This is a genomic window from Nocardia sp. SYP-A9097, from assembly GCF_009649815.1.
Lineage (GTDB): Bacteria > Actinomycetota > Actinomycetes > Mycobacteriales > Mycobacteriaceae > Nocardia.
On the sequence record NZ_WJIC01000002.1, the window covers coordinates 689913 to 707487 of the forward strand.

19 protein-coding genes are annotated in these 17575 nt (G+C 66.5%); 8 read left to right on the forward strand and 11 right to left on the reverse strand.

Translation table 11 applies throughout. The annotated features are described in order from the left end of the window. The first annotated feature begins 145 nt into the window (after window positions 1-145). Window positions 146-496 carry a hypothetical protein gene (locus GFY24_RS06680; RefSeq protein ID WP_153804023.1) on the forward strand — a complete coding sequence of 117 codons (351 nt, stop codon included), beginning with the start codon at window positions 146-148 and terminating at the stop codon, window positions 494-496. 191 nt (window positions 497-687) lie between these two features. Here GFY24_RS06680 and GFY24_RS06685 read toward each other — a convergent pair whose 3' ends face one another. The 3 genes from GFY24_RS06685 to GFY24_RS06695 form a co-directional block, all read right to left on the reverse strand. Further along, window positions 688-1377, reverse strand: a complete 690-nt coding sequence (locus GFY24_RS06685; protein ID WP_153804024.1) for a response regulator transcription factor — start codon at window positions 1375-1377, stop codon at window positions 688-690. After that, complete coding sequence (locus GFY24_RS06690) at window positions 1374-2621, reverse strand: ATP-binding protein (RefSeq protein ID WP_309230540.1); 1248 nt, start codon at window positions 2619-2621, stop codon at window positions 1374-1376. The genes GFY24_RS06685 and GFY24_RS06690 overlap by 4 nt, the downstream gene beginning before the upstream one ends. A gap of 165 nt (window positions 2622-2786) precedes the next feature. Next, on the reverse strand, window positions 2787-3179 hold the full coding sequence (locus GFY24_RS06695) for a helix-turn-helix domain-containing protein (RefSeq protein WP_153804025.1): 393 nt from the start codon (window positions 3177-3179) through the stop codon (window positions 2787-2789). An 88-nt stretch (window positions 3180-3267) separates the two neighbouring features. On the opposite strand from GFY24_RS06695, the gene GFY24_RS06700 reads away from it, so the two are divergent. Then, window positions 3268-3918 (forward strand): NADPH-dependent F420 reductase, encoded by a 651-nt coding sequence (locus GFY24_RS06700; RefSeq protein WP_153804026.1) that lies wholly within the window; start codon window positions 3268-3270, stop codon window positions 3916-3918. A gap of 83 nt (window positions 3919-4001) precedes the next feature. Here GFY24_RS06700 and GFY24_RS06705 read toward each other — a convergent pair whose 3' ends face one another. The 6 genes from GFY24_RS06705 to GFY24_RS06730 all read right to left on the reverse strand — a co-directional run bounded on the left by GFY24_RS06705 (window position 4002) and on the right by GFY24_RS06730 (window position 10821). After that, window positions 4002-6053: a CocE/NonD family hydrolase gene (locus GFY24_RS06705; RefSeq protein ID WP_153804027.1), complete on the reverse strand. Its 2052-nt coding sequence runs from the start codon at window positions 6051-6053 to the stop codon at window positions 4002-4004. Window positions 6054-6332: 279 nt separating this feature from the next. Beyond that, window positions 6333-7070: a phosphoglyceromutase gene (locus GFY24_RS06710; RefSeq protein ID WP_153804028.1), complete on the reverse strand. Its 738-nt coding sequence runs from the start codon at window positions 7068-7070 to the stop codon at window positions 6333-6335. A gap of 5 nt (window positions 7071-7075) precedes the next feature. Beyond that, window positions 7076-7969 carry an ROK family protein gene (locus tag GFY24_RS06715; RefSeq protein WP_153804029.1) on the reverse strand — a complete coding sequence of 298 codons (894 nt, stop codon included), beginning with the start codon at window positions 7967-7969 and terminating at the stop codon, window positions 7076-7078. A gap of 41 nt (window positions 7970-8010) precedes the next feature. Next, window positions 8011-8529 carry a YbjN domain-containing protein gene (locus tag GFY24_RS06720; protein WP_153804030.1) on the reverse strand — a complete coding sequence of 173 codons (519 nt, stop codon included), beginning with the start codon at window positions 8527-8529 and terminating at the stop codon, window positions 8011-8013. Next, window positions 8526-9893: a D-inositol-3-phosphate glycosyltransferase gene (gene mshA, locus GFY24_RS06725; protein ID WP_375336004.1), complete on the reverse strand. Its 1368-nt coding sequence runs from the start codon at window positions 9891-9893 to the stop codon at window positions 8526-8528. Before mshA ends, GFY24_RS06720 begins: the two co-directional genes overlap by 4 nt. A gap of 103 nt (window positions 9894-9996) precedes the next feature. Continuing rightward, complete coding sequence (locus GFY24_RS06730) at window positions 9997-10821, reverse strand: alpha/beta fold hydrolase (protein ID WP_153804031.1); 825 nt, start codon at window positions 10819-10821, stop codon at window positions 9997-9999. Between the two features lie 97 nt (window positions 10822-10918). On the opposite strand from GFY24_RS06730, the gene GFY24_RS06735 reads away from it, so the two are divergent. From GFY24_RS06735 to GFY24_RS06745, 3 genes are all read left to right on the forward strand, one after another. Beyond that, entirely contained in the window at window positions 10919-11650 is a 732-nt protein-coding gene (locus GFY24_RS06735) for an SDR family NAD(P)-dependent oxidoreductase (protein WP_153804032.1), read from the forward strand. 67 nt (window positions 11651-11717) lie between these two features. Next, window positions 11718-11873 (forward strand): hypothetical protein, encoded by a 156-nt coding sequence (locus GFY24_RS06740; RefSeq protein WP_228566021.1) that lies wholly within the window; start codon window positions 11718-11720, stop codon window positions 11871-11873. Further along, the gene (locus GFY24_RS06745; protein WP_309230541.1) at window positions 11870-13129 is read left to right on the forward strand and encodes a class I adenylate-forming enzyme family protein; all 1260 of its coding nucleotides are present in this window, start codon (window positions 11870-11872) and stop codon (window positions 13127-13129) included. Before GFY24_RS06740 ends, GFY24_RS06745 begins: the two co-directional genes overlap by 4 nt. A gap of 201 nt (window positions 13130-13330) precedes the next feature. Here the strand turns inward: GFY24_RS06745 and GFY24_RS06750 are convergent, their stop codons facing one another. Together GFY24_RS06750 and GFY24_RS06755 are read right to left on the reverse strand one after the other, a co-directional pair. Next, window positions 13331-14572 carry an Ig-like domain-containing protein gene (locus GFY24_RS06750; protein ID WP_309230542.1) on the reverse strand — a complete coding sequence of 414 codons (1242 nt, stop codon included), beginning with the start codon at window positions 14570-14572 and terminating at the stop codon, window positions 13331-13333. A gap of 63 nt (window positions 14573-14635) precedes the next feature. Continuing rightward, window positions 14636-15679 (reverse strand): UDP-N-acetylmuramate dehydrogenase, encoded by a 1044-nt coding sequence (locus GFY24_RS06755; protein ID WP_153804239.1) that lies wholly within the window; start codon window positions 15677-15679, stop codon window positions 14636-14638. A gap of 92 nt (window positions 15680-15771) precedes the next feature. On the opposite strand from GFY24_RS06755, the gene GFY24_RS06760 reads away from it, so the two are divergent. From GFY24_RS06760 to GFY24_RS06770, 3 genes are all read left to right on the forward strand, one after another. After that, window positions 15772-16257, forward strand: coding sequence for a DUF2505 domain-containing protein (locus GFY24_RS06760; protein ID WP_153804034.1), 486 nt, complete (start codon window positions 15772-15774; stop codon window positions 16255-16257). A 31-nt stretch (window positions 16258-16288) separates the two neighbouring features. Beyond that, window positions 16289-16804 carry a DUF2505 domain-containing protein gene (locus GFY24_RS06765; RefSeq protein ID WP_309230543.1) on the forward strand — a complete coding sequence of 172 codons (516 nt, stop codon included), beginning with the start codon at window positions 16289-16291 and terminating at the stop codon, window positions 16802-16804. Window positions 16805-16890: 86 nt separating this feature from the next. Continuing rightward, entirely contained in the window at window positions 16891-17571 is a 681-nt protein-coding gene (locus GFY24_RS06770) for a class I SAM-dependent methyltransferase (RefSeq protein ID WP_375336005.1), read from the forward strand. Window positions 17572-17575: the final 4 nt, after the last annotated feature.

A 17575-nucleotide genomic window follows, 5' to 3' on the forward strand; every position in this document is an offset into this window, starting at 1 on the left:
TCACGGGTGGCATTCGAATCAGGCTGCGTCCAAGGGTGTTTCGGAGTTCTACCTGGTCGGTGACCTCGGTATGTGAGTTGCGGGAAGTACGCGCGACATCGATTCGCCACTACCGGTTCACCGGAACGTGTTAGACATCCTGCCCATGATCAAGAAATCGTTCACCGTCGCCGCGCTGGCCGCCGGCGTAGTTCTCAGCCTCGCGCCGCACGCCGGTGCCGATAACACCGATCCCACCAAGTTCTCGGACGTGACCGCCAACTTCGTGCCGTACAACGACCTGAATGTGCTCAGCGCCAAGGACAACGGCAAGCTGATCATCGTCAGCCCGTACGGCATCACCCGGACCATCGCCTGCCGCGGCAATGGCCAGGATGTCGCCTGGTACGACTGCAAGCAGCAGGACGACCTGGGCTGGATCAACCTCGCCCAGCAGGACATCCCCGGCCTGGGCCTCGGCTGGGTCTACACCATGCAGTCCGACCCCGCCGCATAGAACACATCCAAAAACCCGCGCCTGCTTCGGTTTCCGAAGCAGGCGCGGGTTTTTTACGTACAGGACAACTGATTTCGTGAGCCTCGGGGTAACTCCCGGGGTACCCCCGAAATCGGCTCGGCACCCAACCGCCGCCACGCGTGCCCAGCGCCAACGGCTCTCAGCCGGGCGCTAAAGGCTCGGGGAGGCGGTCAAGCCTCGAGCTTGTAGCCGAGGCCGCGGACCGTCACCAAATGTTCCGGCTTGGCCGGGTCGGCTTCGATCTTGGAGCGCAGGCGCTTGACGTGCACGTCGAGGGTTTTGGTGTCACCGACGTAGTCGGCGCCCCAGACGCGGTCGATGAGCTGGCCACGGGTCAGCACGCGTCCGGAATTGCGGAGCAGGTACTCCAGCAGGTCGAACTCCTTGAGCGGCAGAGTAACCGCTTTGCCGTTCACCTGGACGGTGTGGCGGTCCACGTCCATGCGGACCGGGCCCGCCTCCAGCACGCTGGTCTCGCCGCCGTTGTCGGCCTCCTCGCCCGCGCCTCGGCGCAGTACGGCGCGAATGCGGGCAATGAGCTCACGCGAGGAGTACGGCTTGGTGACGTAGTCGTCGGCGCCCAGTTCCAGGCCGACCACCTTGTCGATCTCGCTGTCGCGCGCGGTCACCATGATCACCGGGACACTGCCACGGGCGCGCAACTGCTTGCACACATCGGTGCCGCTCATGCCGGGCAGCATGAGGTCGAGTAGGACGATGTCCGCCCCGGACCGGTCGAACTCGGCCAGCGCGGACGGGCCGTCACCGACCACGGTGACCTCGAACCCCTCCTTGCGCAGGAGGAATGCGAGCGGATCGGCCAGCGACTCCTCGTCCTCGACGATCAGCACACTCGTCATCGGGTTGCCTCCACACCGTTGGTTCTGGCCCGCCCGAGGGGGCGCGGGCCGGTTTCCTTCTTCGCCGCCGGAAGTCCGGCGGAAAGTCTCTTGTCCGCGCCATTGAGATCGGCGGGGTGGGACGGGATCCGCAAGGTGAATGTGGATCCGGTGCCCAGCTTGCTCCACAGCGTGACCTCACCGCTGTGGTTGGCCGCTACGTGCTTGACGATAGCCAGCCCGAGTCCGGTACCGCCGGTGGCGCGCGAACGCGCCTTGTCGGCCCGGAAGAATCTTTCGAAGACCCGTTCCTGGTCTTCCTTGGCGATCCCGATTCCGCGATCGGTCACCGCGATATTGACGTGACCGCCGCGCAATGCCCGGGACACCGAAACCTGCGATCCCCGAGGCGAGTACGCGATGGCATTCTCCACCAGGTTCGACAGCGCGGTCACCAGCAGCGTCTGATCACCGATCACCTCGAGCCGACTGGTGGCATCGGTGCTCACCGTAATACCCGCGGCCTCCGCGGCGGTACGGGAGCGCTCGATGGCCTGATTGACGACGCTGTCCACATCGACGGCCTCGAGTTCGGGCAGCTTCTCCGCGCCCTGCAGGCGGGACAGCGCGATCAACTCGGTCACCATCTTGCCCATGCGGCGGGCCTCGCCGTGCAGGCGTTCGCCGAAGTGCCGCACCGATTCCGGATCGTCGGCCGATTCCAGCAATGCCTCAGCCAACAGGCTCATGGCGCTCACCGGGGTCTTGAGCTCATGGCTCACATTGGCGACGAAGTCGCGGCGGGTGGCCTCCATGCGGGCCTGTTCGGAGTCGTCGTCGGCGAAGAGCACCACGAAGTTCGGGTTCTCCTGCGACAACGGCCTGGCAACACCGCGGACTGCCAGGCGCGCCCGGCCCGGCAGCGGGATTTTCGCGGTCAGCTCGAATTCGATATCGGTACCGCCCGCGAGGACCTGCTGCACCGCGGCCCAGGCGCGTTCGTCGAGCAGCCGATCGTGGACTATGCCCAGCTCCTCGGCTCGCGGGTTCACCAGCACCACATCGCGGTACTGGTCGACCACGGCGATACCGCTCTCCGAGGCGAGCACGATCAGGTCCAGGACCTGGGACATGGTCAGTCCGGAGTCGGTGGCGGCGCGCAGCCGCTCCTGCCGGGCATTGACATAGGGAATGAGCAATCCACCGACTGCCAGTCCAACGACGGCCGCCAGGACTGCCAACAGCACGGCCTGTGGAACGCTCACACTTTGAATCGTACGGTTGTCTCAGCCGCGTCCGACCCCGGGTGCAGGAAGTTTCACGCAGGTCACAGGGGCTTCGCGGGGAATTGGCCCGGCGTTCACGCAATGTTTCGACTGACCGGGTGCGGCGTTCGGCATTTCTGTGGCAACCACCGCGCAGTGGGGTGATCAGTCCGCGGTGTCTCCGTAGAGGGCATCGCGAACCGCGTCACCGTGCCGATCCGCCCATACCCCGAGGGCCAGGATCGGGGTCAGCAGATCGGTGCCCGCGCAGGTCAGCTCGTACTCCACCCGCGGTGGGGCTTCGGCATAGCGGCGACGTTCCAGCAATCCCATCAGCTCCATGCGGCGCAGGGTTCGGGTGAGCATTTTCTGACTGATACCGCCGATGGCGCGCTGCAACTCGACCGGGCGCATCGGGCCCTCGCGCAGCGTGTAGACGATCACCGTCAGCCACGAATTGCCGAAGATATCCACCGCCAGGCGTGCCGGGCAATCGGATTCGTAGTCGCCGTACTCCGCGAACGCCACCACCGCCGGGGCGGTCGGTTCGATCGTCATGACTCCAGCCTGCCGGCGTCGTTGCGCACCCGGGGGTGCGTATCGAAATTCCTAACGTCGAATTCGCAAATACGACACAGGAGTTCACATGCGAATCGGAATCATCGGAGCCGGAGCCATGGCACGGGCGCTCGGCGGAGCGTGGGCCGCGGCCGGACACGACATCGTGGTCGGGGCCAGGGATACGACCCGGGCGACGGAGACGGCCACCGCCATCGGGCCGAAGGCGCGGGCGGCGGGTATCGCCGAGGCCGCCGAATTCGGCGAGGCGGTACTGCCGGCATTGCCGGTGGCCGCGTTGACCGAGGTGCTGGCGCTGGTTGGTCCGGCGCTCACCGGGCGCACGCTCATCGACTGCACCAACGCGTTCCTTCCCGACAGCGGCAAGTTCGTACTCAGCGAAGACGCTGTCGCCGAACGCATCGCGGCGACCGTCCCGGGCGCGCACGTGGTGAAGGCGTTCAATCTGTGCGCGGCGGAGGTCTGGGAGTCCGAGCGGCGCGAGTTCGAGGGCCGCACGCTATTGGTCCCGCTGTGCGGGGACGACGCCGGCGCGATCGCCCGGGTCTCCGCACTGGTTTCGGATATGAAGCTGAAGCCGTTCCACGCGGGCGGACTGGCTCAGGCCAGATACCTCGAGGCCACCTCTGCCTTCGTGGTCGGACAGTGGTTCGGCGGCAACGACTCTCGCGCCATGTTCCCGCCCATGGAAGCCACCTTCGCCGACGCCGACGAGTGAACACCCGTCCCATGGACGAAGAAAACCCCGGGTGCGCACGCCGTTGTGCGCACCCGGGGGTTCTCATGCCCGGAGGGACGGAATCACCAGCCGGTGTTACCGCGAACCGGGATATTGACGAAGCTCGGACGATTCGGGTCGAGCTGCACATGCTGCGGCTTCAGACCGGTATCGAGGAGCATCGGCAGGATCGGCAGGCCCTTGGGGAAGTTGCCCGCGAAGACGTCCACCCGCAGCCGGTGTCCGGGCTGGAGCAGGGCCTCGGTGCCACTGAGTGCGATATCGAGGGTGGTGGCCTCGCCCGGCACCGTCGGCTCGCTCTTGTCGAGCGAGGTGAAGGCGCGCGGATCGGTGTAATCGCCACTGTCCGAACGCGAGCTGTTGGCCTCGTCGATCCGACGCATGGACGCCATCAACTGGCCGGAGGTCAGCACGGTCGACTTGCCGTCGGGCGCAACATCATTGACGGTGACGGTCCAGTAGGCGTCGGCCGCGTCCTGAACGGTGTTGAGGTGCACCGCGATCGGACCCGAGACCGTGGTGGCCTCGGCGACCGGGGCGCTGGTGAAGGTCAGGCCGTTGATCTCGGCGACCCGCGAGTCCAGCGCGCAACCGTCGATGATGGAGAGAATGCCCGCGCTGCCCTGCGCGGCGTCATTCGAGCACAGCGTGGTCAGGCCCATCGACACACTGATGCGGTCGGTATCACCATTGGCGTCACCGGTCAGCGAGCCGTCGTAAAGGCTGTTCGCGGTGCCACTGCGCTGCGACGACAGGTACATGCGGCGGTAGCGCGCGGCCTCTTCCGAGGGCGCGGATTCGCCGAAGCCGCCCTGGGTGATCCAGCCGCCGCCCTGCTGACGCAGGGTGACCGGGCCGTACTTGTCGACGCCGTTGTCAATCCCCTTGAGCCACTTGTCGAACCAGGCGCGCTGCAGCACGTCCAGGCGCGGCGGCAGGCCGGGGTGACCGGCCTCGGAGCCGGAGGTGACGTGGTACGTGTTGCCCATCAGCAGTTGCTTCTGCCCGGCGGGCACCGAAATCTCGTTGTAGATCTTGGATTCCGAGTAGGTGAACAGGTCGTGCCAGCCACCGGTGACGAAGGTGGGGATATTGATCCGGCTCGGATCACCGAGCCATGCCTGGCGTTCCGACGACAGATCATCGAGCATGGCCTTCGCGCGCGGATCGAGGGTGTTCATATCGGTGCTGGTGTACGCCGACATGAACACGTCCAAATACGTGAACGGGTCGTCGGCGCGGTCCTGCAACCATTTGAAGTCGAACTTGCCCTGCGCGATCGAGGCCAGGTCCGGGAGCCACTTCATGCCGTTGATGGCGCTGAGCCACAACGGAATGAAGTTGAAGCCGAAGCCGCCGCCGGGCGCGAGCACATCGTCGATGAGGTCGCTGCCGGGCACGATCGGGAAGATGGTCTTCAGCGCGGGCGGGTTCTTCTCCGCGGCCTGCACCTGGTTGATGGCGCTGTAGGACAGGCCGTTCATGCCGATGCGGCCGTTGGACCAGCCCTGCTTGGACGTCCAGTCGATGGTCTCGACGGTGTCCTGCTGTTCGCGCTGGCGCAGCATGTCCCACTCGCCCTGCGAGAATCCGGTACCGCGCACGTCGACGACGACCTGCGTGTACCCGGACTTGATGAGCTGACGGTCGACGGAGAAGTTGCGGAGTTCGCCGTTGCCCGCAGCGTTCAGCAGTTCGCCGAAGCCGGAGATGGGAGTGCCGGAGAGGTTGATATTCCGGAACACGTTGACCAGGGCGTCGCCGAGGCCGGGAATCGCGAAGGCGCTGTCGGCGACGTTCGACACCAGCTTGGTGTACGGCGTCATATTCAGCACGGTCGGCGTGGGGGTGTCGATCGGGCGGCCCGACGCGTCGGCCGGGTGATAGACGTTGCCCTTGAGCACAGTGCCGTCGCTCATCGTGATGGGGACGTCCCATTCGATGAAGACATTCGGGTACTGCTGCTGGCCGTCCTCGGTGGCGGTCCAGGCCGCACCCGCCGCGCCGCCGTCGGGGCCGATCGGGGCGGGGGCCGCATCAGCGGTGATGGCGGACAGTGGAACGAGCAGAGCGGTCGCGGTGGCGAGGACCGTGACCCGTAGCGCGTGCTTCATCGAACGTGATCTACCTCTCGCAATTGGTCGAACGAGCAGAGCATATCTACTCGGCAGTAAGTTGCAAACTCCGGTTACAGACACCTCTTTTAACGGGCAAAATTGCGGCTAATTCGAAACGCATTGCCGCTGAATACCCTACGGTGCCGTACTGAGAGGTGGATCACGTACACATTTCATCCGAAACGGATGATGCGCGCGTGAAAAATAGCCGGGAGAAAACGGAAAACGCGCTGCAACCGAGTAATTCGGCTACAGCGCGTTTGTCGTTACTACGTGTTACTTGCCGCCCTGATTCGCGACGGCGGCGGCGCCCGCGGCGGCCGCCTCCGGGTCCAGGTATTCGCCGGGGCCCAGCGGGCGCAGGTTCTCGTCCAGCTCGTACTTGAGCGGAATGCCGGTGGGGATGTTCAGCCCGGAGATGGCGTCATCGGAGATGCCCTCCAGGTGCTTCACCAGCGCGCGCAGCGAATTGCCGTGCGCGGCAATGAGAACCGTCTTACCCGCGGTGACATCCTGGGCAATGGTGTCCTCCCAGTACGGCACCATGCGGGCCACGACATCCTTGAGGCATTCGGTCAGCGGCACATCGATACCGGCGTAGCGCGGATCCGCATCCTGGCTGTATTCGCTGCCCGCCTCGATCGGCGGCGGCGGGGTGTCGTAGCTGCGACGCCACAGCATGAACTGCTCGTCGCCGTACTGGTCCTTGATCTCCGCCTTGTTCTTACCCTGCAGCGCACCGTAGTGGCGCTCGTTCAGCCGCCAATCGCGCACGACCGGAATCCAATGGCGGTCACAGGCATCCAGTGCGTTGTTGGCGGTGCTGATCGCGCGGCGCAACAGCGAGGTGTAGACGATATCGGGGAGAATCCCGTGCTCGGCCAGCAATTCACCGGCACGCTTGCCTTCGGCGACACCCTTGTCCGTGAGTTGGACATCCACCCAGCCGGTGAACAGGTTGAGGGCATTCCATTCGCTCTCGCCGTGGCGCAGCAGCACGAGGGTGTACGTCATGGGGGTCATCTTTCCACGCCCCGTTTCGCCAGTAGCGCGGCCCCGGCGAGGGTGGCCTGGTCGGTGAGTTCGGACGGGACCACCCGCAATTCCCGCAGGAAGCGGAGGCGGGCGTGGGCGGCGGCGGCCGCCCGCAGTGGATCCCAGAGCGGCGCACCGGATTGCGCGAAGCCGCCGCCGATCACCACCAGATCGGTATCCAGCAGGGCCGCGGCGGAGGCGATGGCGATACCCAGTGCGGTACCCGAGCGGTGCATGGCGGCGAGGGCGATCTCATCCCCGGCGTGCGCGGCCGCGGACAGTTCGATGCCGGTGCCGCCCGTCCAGCCTTGCCCGCGCGCCCAGCGCACCGAGGACTTACCGCTGGCCACGGCCTCCACACAACCGAAACCGCCACAGGCACAGGGCTCTTCATTACCGGGCACGACAATGTGCCCGACGTGCCCGCCATTTCCGGTGCGGCCCATGACAACTCGGCCGTCGGAGATCACGCCGCCGCCGATACCCGAGGACACCGTCATACAGAGCACGTTCGGTTCGCCCCGGGCGGCGCCGAAGCGCTGCTCGGCCAGTGCCAGGCAGACGCCGTCGACCGCGAAGTGAATCACCGCGTCGGGGAACAACTCCCGGACCGCGTCGACCAGGCCGAAGCCGTGTACCCACTCCGGGATATTGAGTGGTCCGGTCGATCCGGTGCGCACATCCACGGGCCCGGCCGCGCCGATGCCCACGGCGGTCACCTCAGCCGTGCCGGCCACCGTCAGCAGCAGTTCGAGACAGGCGGTCCAGACCTTGGTTTCGGGGACCTGGATCCGGCGCACCGAACTCACGCCGCCATTCGAATCGACAACGCCCGCAGCGAATTTCGTCGCGCCGATATCCAGCGCCAATGCCACCATGGACCGCCGCCCTCCTTCGCCTCCGGTTTACCCGGAGCAGGCTACGCCTTGTCCTCGGCGTCGACGAGATGCTCGAAGGCGCGCAGGTTCTTCAGCGATTCACCGCGCGAGACCCGCCACTTCCATTCCTTGCGAATGGATTCCGCGAATCCGAGTTCCAGGAGCGTATTGAAATCGGCGTCCACGGCCTCGAGAATCTGGCCGAACCAGCGGTCGAGTTCATCGGCGGTGACCGAATGGGTGGACAGCCGGCCCACCAGATAGATATCGCCGAGCTTGTCGATGGTGTACGCCACGCCGTACAGGCGGCGATTGCGGCGCAGCAGGAATTTGTAGACGCCCTCGAAGTTCTCGTCCGGTTTACGGCAGACGAAGGACTCCATTCGAATGCCGTGCTTGCCGACGGCGACGCCGATGACCGTCTTGAGTTTGCGTTCGCCGGGCAGCACCACCACGAAGGTGCCGTCGGCCTCACGCGAGTATTCGATCTCGCGGTCGCGCAGTGTCTCGTCGATCAATTGCGCTGTCGTACGGGCGGTTTCGTCCTGCACGGCGCTCATCGGCGTACTACTCCCATCCGGCGCCGCCAGAGCGCCAGCGATCTGGCTTGATTGCTGTCGTTGTGCACGGTACCGGTGCGATTGCGGCGATCCCGCGATTGGCCGAGGGCGGCGGCATAGCTGTCCAGCATGCCGTCGGCGGTGTGCGCCCAGGAGAAGTTCGCGGCGTGCTCGACGGCCGCCGCACCCATCAGATCCAGGCGGGCCGGATTGTCGAGCAGCGAGCGCAGTCCCGCGGCCCAGTCGGGGGTGCGGTGACCCGGCACCAGCAGCCCGGTGACACCGTCGCGCACTGCGGTGCCGAGCCCGCCGACATCGGCGGCCAGCACCGGGGTACCGCTGGCCTGCGCCTCGATGGCGACCAGGCCGAAGGATTCGTTGTAGCTGGGCACCGCCACCAGGTCCGCGGCCCGGTACACCTGCACCAGACGATGCGGCGGCTGCGGTGGCAGGAAGGTGACGCGATCCGAAATACCGAGCGCGGCAGCCAATTCGATCAACGCGTCGGGACGTTCGAGGCCGCTGCCGGAGGGTCCGCCGACAATCAGCACGCGCAGTGGGCGTTCCGGGCGCTGCGGTAGCGCGGCCTCTTCGGCGAGCACCTGCGCGGCGGCGCGCACGAGCACATCGGGGGCCTTCAAAGGCTGAATTCGCCCAATGAAAGCGACAATTCGCTCATCGTCGGGGAGGCCGAGCTCCGCGCGGGCAGCGGCGCGCGAACCTGGGTGATACCGGTTCAGGTCCGCACCGGGCAGCACCACATCGATGTGCTCGGGATCCGCGTCGTACAGCTCGACGAGCTGCCGCGCCTCCTCGCCGGTATTGGCGATCAACCGATCCGCCTCGGCGACAATCTGTTTCTCACCGATGACACGGGCGGCGGGTTCGGGCATATCGCCCTCGGCGAGGTAGGCGTTCTTCACCGCGGCCAGGGTGTGCGCGGTATGCACCATCGGCACCCGCCAGCGGTCCCGGGCCAGCCAGCCCACCTGACCCGAGAGCCAGTAGTGCGAATGAATCAGGTCGTAGTGGCCGGGCGGGTGCCGGGCCTCCTGCCGCAGTACCTCGGCCGCGAACGGACACAGCTGGGTGGGCAGATCGTGCTTGTCCAGACCCTCGAAGGGTCCGGCCACCACATTGCGGACCAGCACACCGGGTGCGGCCTCTACGAGCGGTTGGTCATTGGAGGAGGTCGCGCGGGTGAAGATCTCCACCTGGGTGCCGCGGCGAGCCAATTCGATGGCCGTCTGCAGCACGTACACATTCATGCCGCCGGCATCGCCGGTGCCCGGTTGGGCCAGGGGTGAGGTGTGTACCGATAGCACGGCAATCCGATTGGGCCGTAGGTCGGAACGTTGACTCACTACACCAGTGTGCACGCCACTGGTAAGTGAATATACGTGGGTTACCCGACCTAGTGACTCGGCTCACAGCGCACGGCCCGGTCAAGGCAGGGTTAGCGACCGGTCAGGACAGGGTTTCGGTGAAGGCGGTGAGCTCCGCCACGAAGCGGTCCGGATCCTCGACGAAGAGGCCGTGCTGGCCGTCCGGCCAGTAGGAGGTGGTGGCGTTCGGGACGGTCTCGGCGATGTATTTCCCGTTCTCCAGCGGGACCACCGGATCGGCGGTGCCGTGCATGACGAAGACCGGAACATCCAGCGCAGCCAGGGTTTCGGTGTTGTCGACCGTGCGGTAGAACAGCGCCTTGCGAACTCGGGGCAGGGTGGCGACGCTGCCGCCGAAGAGGCGCTGGGCGTCCGCGCCCTTATCGCGGCCGGGACCGGTATTGGCATTGCCGAAGGCGGCGAAACCGCGCATGGCGCGGCCGGCGCTCTCCTCGAAGACATCCGGAATGGCCTTCTGCATGGCCGGTCCGGTCTGCGCGCCGGGGACGTTCTTGCCGATGCCGGCTTGGGAACCGGTGTAGACAACACCCGCGACGGCAGCGGTGCCGTAGGCGGCAAGATAGTCGGTGAGGACAATGCCGCCGTAGGACCAGCCGAGCAGGACCGCGCCCGCGGTGATGTGCTCGGCGGCCAGCACCGCCGCCACATCGGCGGCCCAATTCTTCGGGTCGTCGTAACCGGATTCGGGGGCATCGGAGTAACCGTGGCCGCGCAGATCGAGGGCGATCACGCGGTAACGCCCGGCCAATTCGTCGGCGGCGCGACCCCAGCAGCGCAGGGTTCCGGACCAGCCGTGCAGCAGCACCAAAGGCCGCGAGTTCTCGGGGCCGGTTACCCGGTAAACGATATTGGTACCGTCCGCGCTACGTGCTTCCCTGATCGCCATACCCGCCAGGCTAACCGGGAGCTCTGCCGAGATCTCGCGCCCGCTGCGGGCGCAGGGCGGAGGTAGCCGGGGCGTTGTATTTGCCTAAGCTCAGGACATGAGCACTCGCACCGCTGTTGTGACCGGAGCAAGTTCGGGAATCGGAGAGGCCACGGCCCGGGAGCTCGCCAAGCAGGGGTACCACGTCTATGTGGGAGCGCGGCGGGTCGATCGGCTGGAGAAGCTGGCCGATGAGATCGGCGGGACGGCCCTGCCCCTGGATGTGACCGACGAGGAGTCGGTGCGGGCATTCACCGATGCGGTCGGCGAGTTGCATGTGCTGGTCAATAATGCCGGTGGCGCAAAGGGATTGGCGACGGTCGCGAATGCCGACCTCGACGACTGGCGGTGGATGTGGGAGACGAACGTGCTCGGCACGCTGCGACTCACCAAAGCCCTGCTGCCCAAACTGATCGCCTCCGGTGACGGACTGATCGTCACCATTACCTCGGTGGCGGCATTCCACCACTACGACAATGGCTCCGGCTACACCTCGGCCAAGCACGCACAGGCGGTACTGCATCGGACCCTGCGCGGGGAGCTGCTGGGTCAGCCGGTCCGATTGACCGAGATCGCCCCGGGTGCGGTGGAGACCGAGTTCTCGCTGGTGCGTTTCGACGGTGATGCCGACCGCGCCGCCAAGGTGTACGAGGGCATCGATCCGCTTATGGCACAGGATATTGCCGAGATCGTCGGATTCGCTGCTTCGCGTCCGGCGCACGTCAATCTGGACACCATTATTGTGAAACCGCGCGATCAGGCCGAGCCGGGTCGTTTCGCGCGCCGCTGAATCCGCCAGGAGGCAGGGCGAATTCGCGGCGGCCGCCGCCGAAGCCCTGCACGAGGATCGGGCATTGGTGAATGCTGTTCGTATGCTCACCACCGACTACGGCCTCCGCCGGAACGTCCGGGTGCACGCGTCCAATCGGCGGGTGCGTGCCTGGGGCGTACGTAAAACCCTCGCCTGGTACGCCGATCACCGATGCCAGCCGGAATTGGTGGATATCCGGTGAGCGGCTCCGGTACACCGGATTTTCTCGCGCTGCTGCGGGAGAACGTCCGGTGCAAGCCCGATGATCCGGCACTCGGCATGGTGGGCGCGCGACCGCTCACCTACGCCGAACTCGACGACCGGATAACCGCGGTCGCGGAACGGCTCTACCACAATGGATTTCAGCCGGGCGATCGCATGCTGTTCTCGATTCGGCCGGGCGTGGACGCGGTGGTACTGATCCTCGGAACCATGGCGGCGGGCGGGACTATCGTCCTCGTGGACCCGGGCGTCGAGCCGGAGCTGTTCGCGCGGCGTATCGAATTGGCCGAACCTGCCTGGGCGGCAACGGAATCACTGCTCCACCTGCTCAGTGGACCGTTGCACCGGGTGGGCCGGACCCTGAGGCTGTCACTGCCCGCGTTCGGGCGACTTCCGTTGCGGCACATACACAGTGGACCGCGACTGCCCGGCACCCCGGCGGCCTCGATTCCGCTGCGGGAGCTCCTGGACGACGCACCGGTCTCGGCCGATACGGGACGCTCGCTCGCGCCGCCGGATACCGAGGCGCTGATCGTCTTCACCTCCGGAACCACCGCCGCACCCAAAGCCGTTGTGCACACCCGTGGTTCGCTGGGCGCGGGCCTGGCGGCCATATCCGGGTGCAGCAGTCTCGGGCCCGGTACGCACCTGCATACCGACCAGCTCATGATGGGCCTGCCCGCCCTGATCGCGGGCGCGCAGTGGTCCATGCCCAGGTATCCGCGTTTGCGAACCCATATCGAGCCGATCGAATTCGCGCGGGGATTGAACGCGGCCACGCACGCCTTCTTCACACCCGCCGATCTAACGGTGGTGCTGACCGCCGTCGAAACCGGGAAACTCACCGCGCCCGCCGGACTGCGCGAAATCGCCCTCGGCGGCGCGCCGGTCACCACCGCCCTGCTGCGCAGGGCACGAAAAGCCCTGCCGGACTGCGAATTCCTCGCCATCTACGGTAGGACCGAGATCATGCCGGTGGCAATCAACTCCGGCACCGCCAAACTCGAATTCGAAGGCGCCGGCGACCCGCTGGGCATACCGGTGCACGGCGTCACCGCCGATATCGCCGACGACGGTGAACTGATTCTGTCCGGCCCGAATCTGTGCGACGGCTACCTCGGCGAACTGCCGATGCGTGAGATCCACACCGGTGATCTGGCGCGCTTCGACGGCGACACCCTGGTACTCATGGGCCGCAAGAAGGACATGCTGCTGCGCGGTGAGACCGATATCTGAATGGGCGACCGCTGACACAGGAATTCGTGGCTGCAATCGCCACGGCCGAAAGCCGTCATGTCCCAACCCGTTCCGGGAAATCGATCCGCCCCGGATCGGTCACCGGCACATTCCACGGTGCCCGCCGATCCACCATTTCGACAGACGAACGGCGCGGGCCGTCCCGAGTGGGAGGGCCCGCGCCGTGTGGTGAGGGTCGAGTCAGCGGCCCGCGGGGGCCTGCGGGGTGATCGGGGCGGCCGAGACCACCGGAGCGGGTTCGCCCTGCAGGGCGGACATGCTCTTCCAGGTGCTCCAGTCGATGGTCCAGTCGTAGATGTCGCCATCCGCCGCCGACAGCGGGATGCGGGTGCCGGTCACCTCCACCGGATCGCCGTACAGGGCGGTCGGGAAGTAGGACTGCGCGTCATTGGTGCTCAGGTTGATGCACCCATTGGTGACATTCGAATTACCCTGCGCCGCAGAGGATTCCGGGTTGGCGTGAATGAATTCGCCATTGTTCGAGATGCGCACGGCCCAGCGTTCCCGGGCATTGGTGTAGAACGGCGGATTCGACATGACGAAATCCTCGTACTTCTCGGTGACCACGTGCACGCCGGAGCGCGTCACATTGCGGTCCTCATTGCCCTCGCCGTAGCTCACCGGGAAATCGAAGACAACCTGGCCGTCGCGAATGACCTGCATGCGGTGGCTGGTGGCGACCGCCTTCACGATCTGCGAGCGGCCGATCTTGAAATCGGAGGTCAGGTCCGACCCGCCATAGGATCCCGCGCCCATATCGAGGCCGTACAGCTTGGCCGCCACATGCACCTCGGTGCCCGGCACCCAGTACTCACGCGGCCGCCAATGCGCGCGGGAGCCGCCGTTGTCGTCCGGCAGCCACGCCCACGAACCCTCGGCGGCGGGGGTGGTGGTGACGGTCAGCGCCTTCTCGACGGCGGCCTTGTTCTCGATGTGCTTGTTGAACTGCATGATGATCGGCGCGCCGATGCCGACCTCCTGGCCGTCGGCGATATTGATGGTCGCCGAGACCTGAGCCTTGGGATTGACGGTGCTGAATTTGGCGTCGATCGGCACCGGCTTGCCATCGGTGCCGGTGGCGGTGCCGGACCAGGTGTAGGTGATGCCGTAGCCGAGCGGCTCGGTGACCACGAACTTGGCGCGGTCCGGGCTGAGTTCGCCGGTGACCTGCTTACCGTTCGGGTTGGTCAGCGCCACCTGGTCGATGCGGCCGCCGGTCACCGAGACCTGGACGGGTGCGGTCGGGTTGACGTTCTGGGCGCCGTCACCGGGCTCGGGGGTCACCTTCGCGGCCGGTGTGACGGGTTTGCCGGGGCTGCCGCCGCCCTTGTCGGACGTACATCCGGCCACCAGCGCCACCACCGCCAACAGCGCGGCCAGTACGGCCGCCGCCCGCCGGACCGGGAATCCTCGTCTACTCACTTCCTCGACGTTACCCTCGCAAATCGGGTCCACCAGCCGCTGAAATCGTGGTATCAGCCACCCCTACAGGGTGACACCCACCGTGACAGGTTCGGGTTCGAGGTGAATTCGGAAGAGTTCAGCAACTCCTTGGCGAACTTCTCGGGCCAGCTGCGCGAGCTCCTCGGCGGTGGCCGATCCTCGATTCGTCAGAGCCAAAGTGTGTTTGGTGGACAGCCGCGCGGGAGCCTGCGCGCCCGGATAGCCCCTGGCGAAACCGGCCCGCTCGATGAGCCAGCCCGCGGAGAACTTCACCCCGCCCGGCACCGGCCACGTGGGCACCGCCACATCCGCTCCGACATGTGTGGAGATCGCCTCCCGCACCTGGGCCACCCGATGCTCCGGAACGATCGGATTGGTGAAGAAGGAGCCCGCGCTCCAGGTGTCGTGATCGCCCGCGTCCAGCACCATGCCCTTGCTCGCCCGCAGCCGCAGCACCTCGGCTCGCACCAGTTCGGCAGGCCGCGATTCACCCTCCTGCGCGCCCAGCGCGGCCGCCAATTCGCGATAGCCGAGGGGTGCGCTGGAGCCGTCGGGGCGCAGGGCGAATTCGACCGCCAGCACCACCGCGGCAGCGCTGTGCTTCAACACCGAAGTGCGATAACCGAATCCGAGTTCCGCGGGCTCGGCCCAGCGGATCTCGCCGCTCGCGCGATCCAGCAGCCGCACCCGGCGCAGCAGCGAGGCCACCTCGACGCCGTACGCGCCGACATTCTGCACCGGCGTCGCACCGGCGGAACCCGGTATGCCGGAAAGGCATTCGAGGCCGCCGCGACCGGCCTGCACCGAAGTCGCCACCACCGCATCCCAATTCGCGCCCGCCTCGGCGATCAGAAAATCGTCACCGAGCTCGACGCCCGTGGTCGCGATCCGCACCGCCACGCCCGGGAAACCGGCATCGGAGATGAGCAGATTCGACCCGCCCGCGATGAGCAACACCGGAATACCGGCCTCGTCCAGCGCCCGCACCGTCGCCACCAGCGACTCCGTGGACGCGCACTCGGCCAGTACGGCCGGGCCGCCCACCCGCAAGGTCGTCAGTTCGGCCAGCGGTACCGCTGCCGACAGGCTCGCGCCGGTCCCGGCCAGCCGGTCCCGCACGTCGTCGAAGGACACCACCCCAGAAGTACGCACAGGCACAGACGGTAGCCTGTCCGACCATGGCGACACCTCTGGCCTTCACCGCGCACTCGACCCACTCCACCGCCGCCGTGCGCGCGGCCCTCGCCGATGAGCAGTACTGGAAGGACCGCATCGAAGCGGTCGGCGGCCCCGACGCGCGCATCGAATCGATCAATATCTCCGGTGACGATGTGCGCGTGGACATGATCCAGGCGATCCCGGCCTCCGAACTGCCCGCGCAGGTGACCGCGGTCCGCCCCGGCGATCTGGTCATCCCGCGCACCGAGACCTGGAACGGCAGCGGCGGCACCGTGGAAGCGCACGTCGACGGCGTGCCGGCCACCGTCAACGGCACCCTCACCATGAAGGAATCCGGCACCGGTTCGGACTTCACCGTGGACGCCGTCATCGAGGTGAAGATCCCGCTCTTCGGCAAAAAGATCGAAGCCGCCATCCAAGGACACCTCACCGAACTCCTCGAACGCGAAGCCGAGTTCACCGACAATTGGCTGAGATCGCACTGACGAGCCCCTCGCGGCAGTAACCTGACCGATCGTGCCCCGTCGACTCGACTACTCCGCGCGCTATCCGCTGCACACCACCAAAGAGGTGTACGCGGCGCTCCAGAACCGCGACCTCTGGGAAGCGCGGATCGAGGAAATGCGCAAGCACTCCCCCAACGATCTCGTCCGCCTCGAAGCCGGCGACCACGGCATCGAGGTGGAGACCCGGCACGTGCTACCGCGCGACAGCCTGCCCGATATGGCGCAGGCGTTCATGCGCAAGGACATGGTGATCACCCGCACCGAGAAGTACGGGACCTTCGGACCCGAAGTGACCGGCGAATACACCACTTTCATGCCCGGCGGACCGGGCACCCTGGAGGGCAGTATGCGACTGTTCCCCACCGAAACCGGATGCACCCTGCGCACCTCCTCGCACGCCACCGTGCAGATTCCATTCCTCGGACGCAAGCTCGAACAGCTCATGCTGGTGAACCTGATCGACCTGTTCCGAGCCGAGGCCGAGGTGACACAGCGCTGGCTGGATCAGCAGCACCACGCCGCCTGATCAAACCGATCGGCACCATCACCCGCGGCACCACCGGCATCAACCGGCTGCGCCGGGGGGATCGCTGGCTCATGCACGACCCCTTGGTGACTCGACGTTTGCTGGACGCTCCGGAACCCCTCGTGGTCGACCTCGGCTACGGGGCCAGCCCCGTCACCACCCTCGAAATGGCAGGGCGGTTACGCACCATCCGACCGGACCTGCGCGTCGTGGGTTTGGAGATCGATCCCGAGCGTGTGGTGCCCGGCCGGGACGGTGTCACCTTCGCCCGCGGCGGCTTCGAACTCGCCGGCCTGCGCCCGAACCTGGTGCGCGCCTTCAATGTCCTGCGGCAGTATCCGGAATCCGCTGTGCCGCAAGCCTGGTCGACCATCCTCGCCGGACTGGCCCCGAACGGCCTGCTCCTGGACGGCACCTGCGATGAACTCGGCCGCCGCTGCGCCTGGATCCTGCTGGACCGAACCGGGCCACTGTCCCTGACCCTGGCCTGGGACCCCTTCACCGTCGACCAGCCCTCCGATATCGCCGAACGACTACCGAAAGCCCTGATCCACCGCAATATTCCGGGCGAACCCATCCACGCCCTACTCACCGCCGCCGACCGCGCCTGGTCGCACACCGCCCCCCTGGCCCCCTACGGCCCCCGCGCCCGCTGGCGGCACGCCGCAAACCTATTGCGCGAGCAGGGTTTCCCCCTCCGCCCCCAACGCCGCCGCCTACGCGACAACCAACTCACCATCCCCTGGTCAGCCGTCGCACCTCGCTAGCCTC

Excerpts from the sequence above, each read along its gene's own strand:
- GFY24_RS06680 (WP_153804023.1), top strand. The coding sequence starts at position 146 with ATGATCAAGAAATCGTTCACCGTCGCCGCGCTGGCCGCCGGCGTAGTT.
- GFY24_RS06685 (WP_153804024.1), bottom strand. The coding sequence starts at position 1,377 with ATGACGAGTGTGCTGATCGTCGAGGACGAGGAGTCGCTGGCCGATCCG.
- GFY24_RS06695 (WP_153804025.1), bottom strand. The coding sequence starts at position 3,179 with ATGACGATCGAACCGACCGCCCCGGCGGTGGTGGCGTTCGCGGAGTAC.
- GFY24_RS06700 (WP_153804026.1), top strand. The coding sequence starts at position 3,268 with ATGCGAATCGGAATCATCGGAGCCGGAGCCATGGCACGGGCGCTCGGC.
- GFY24_RS06705 (WP_153804027.1), bottom strand. The coding sequence starts at position 6,053 with ATGAAGCACGCGCTACGGGTCACGGTCCTCGCCACCGCGACCGCTCTG.
- GFY24_RS06710 (WP_153804028.1), bottom strand. The coding sequence starts at position 7,070 with ATGACGTACACCCTCGTGCTGCTGCGCCACGGCGAGAGCGAATGGAAT.
- GFY24_RS06715 (WP_153804029.1), bottom strand. The coding sequence starts at position 7,969 with ATGGTGGCATTGGCGCTGGATATCGGCGCGACGAAATTCGCTGCGGGC.
- GFY24_RS06720 (WP_153804030.1), bottom strand. The coding sequence starts at position 8,529 with ATGAGCGCCGTGCAGGACGAAACCGCCCGTACGACAGCGCAATTGATC.
- GFY24_RS06730 (WP_153804031.1), bottom strand. The coding sequence starts at position 10,821 with ATGGCGATCAGGGAAGCACGTAGCGCGGACGGTACCAATATCGTTTAC.
- GFY24_RS06735 (WP_153804032.1), top strand. The coding sequence starts at position 10,919 with ATGAGCACTCGCACCGCTGTTGTGACCGGAGCAAGTTCGGGAATCGGA.
- GFY24_RS06760 (WP_153804034.1), top strand. The coding sequence starts at position 15,772 with ATGGCGACACCTCTGGCCTTCACCGCGCACTCGACCCACTCCACCGCC.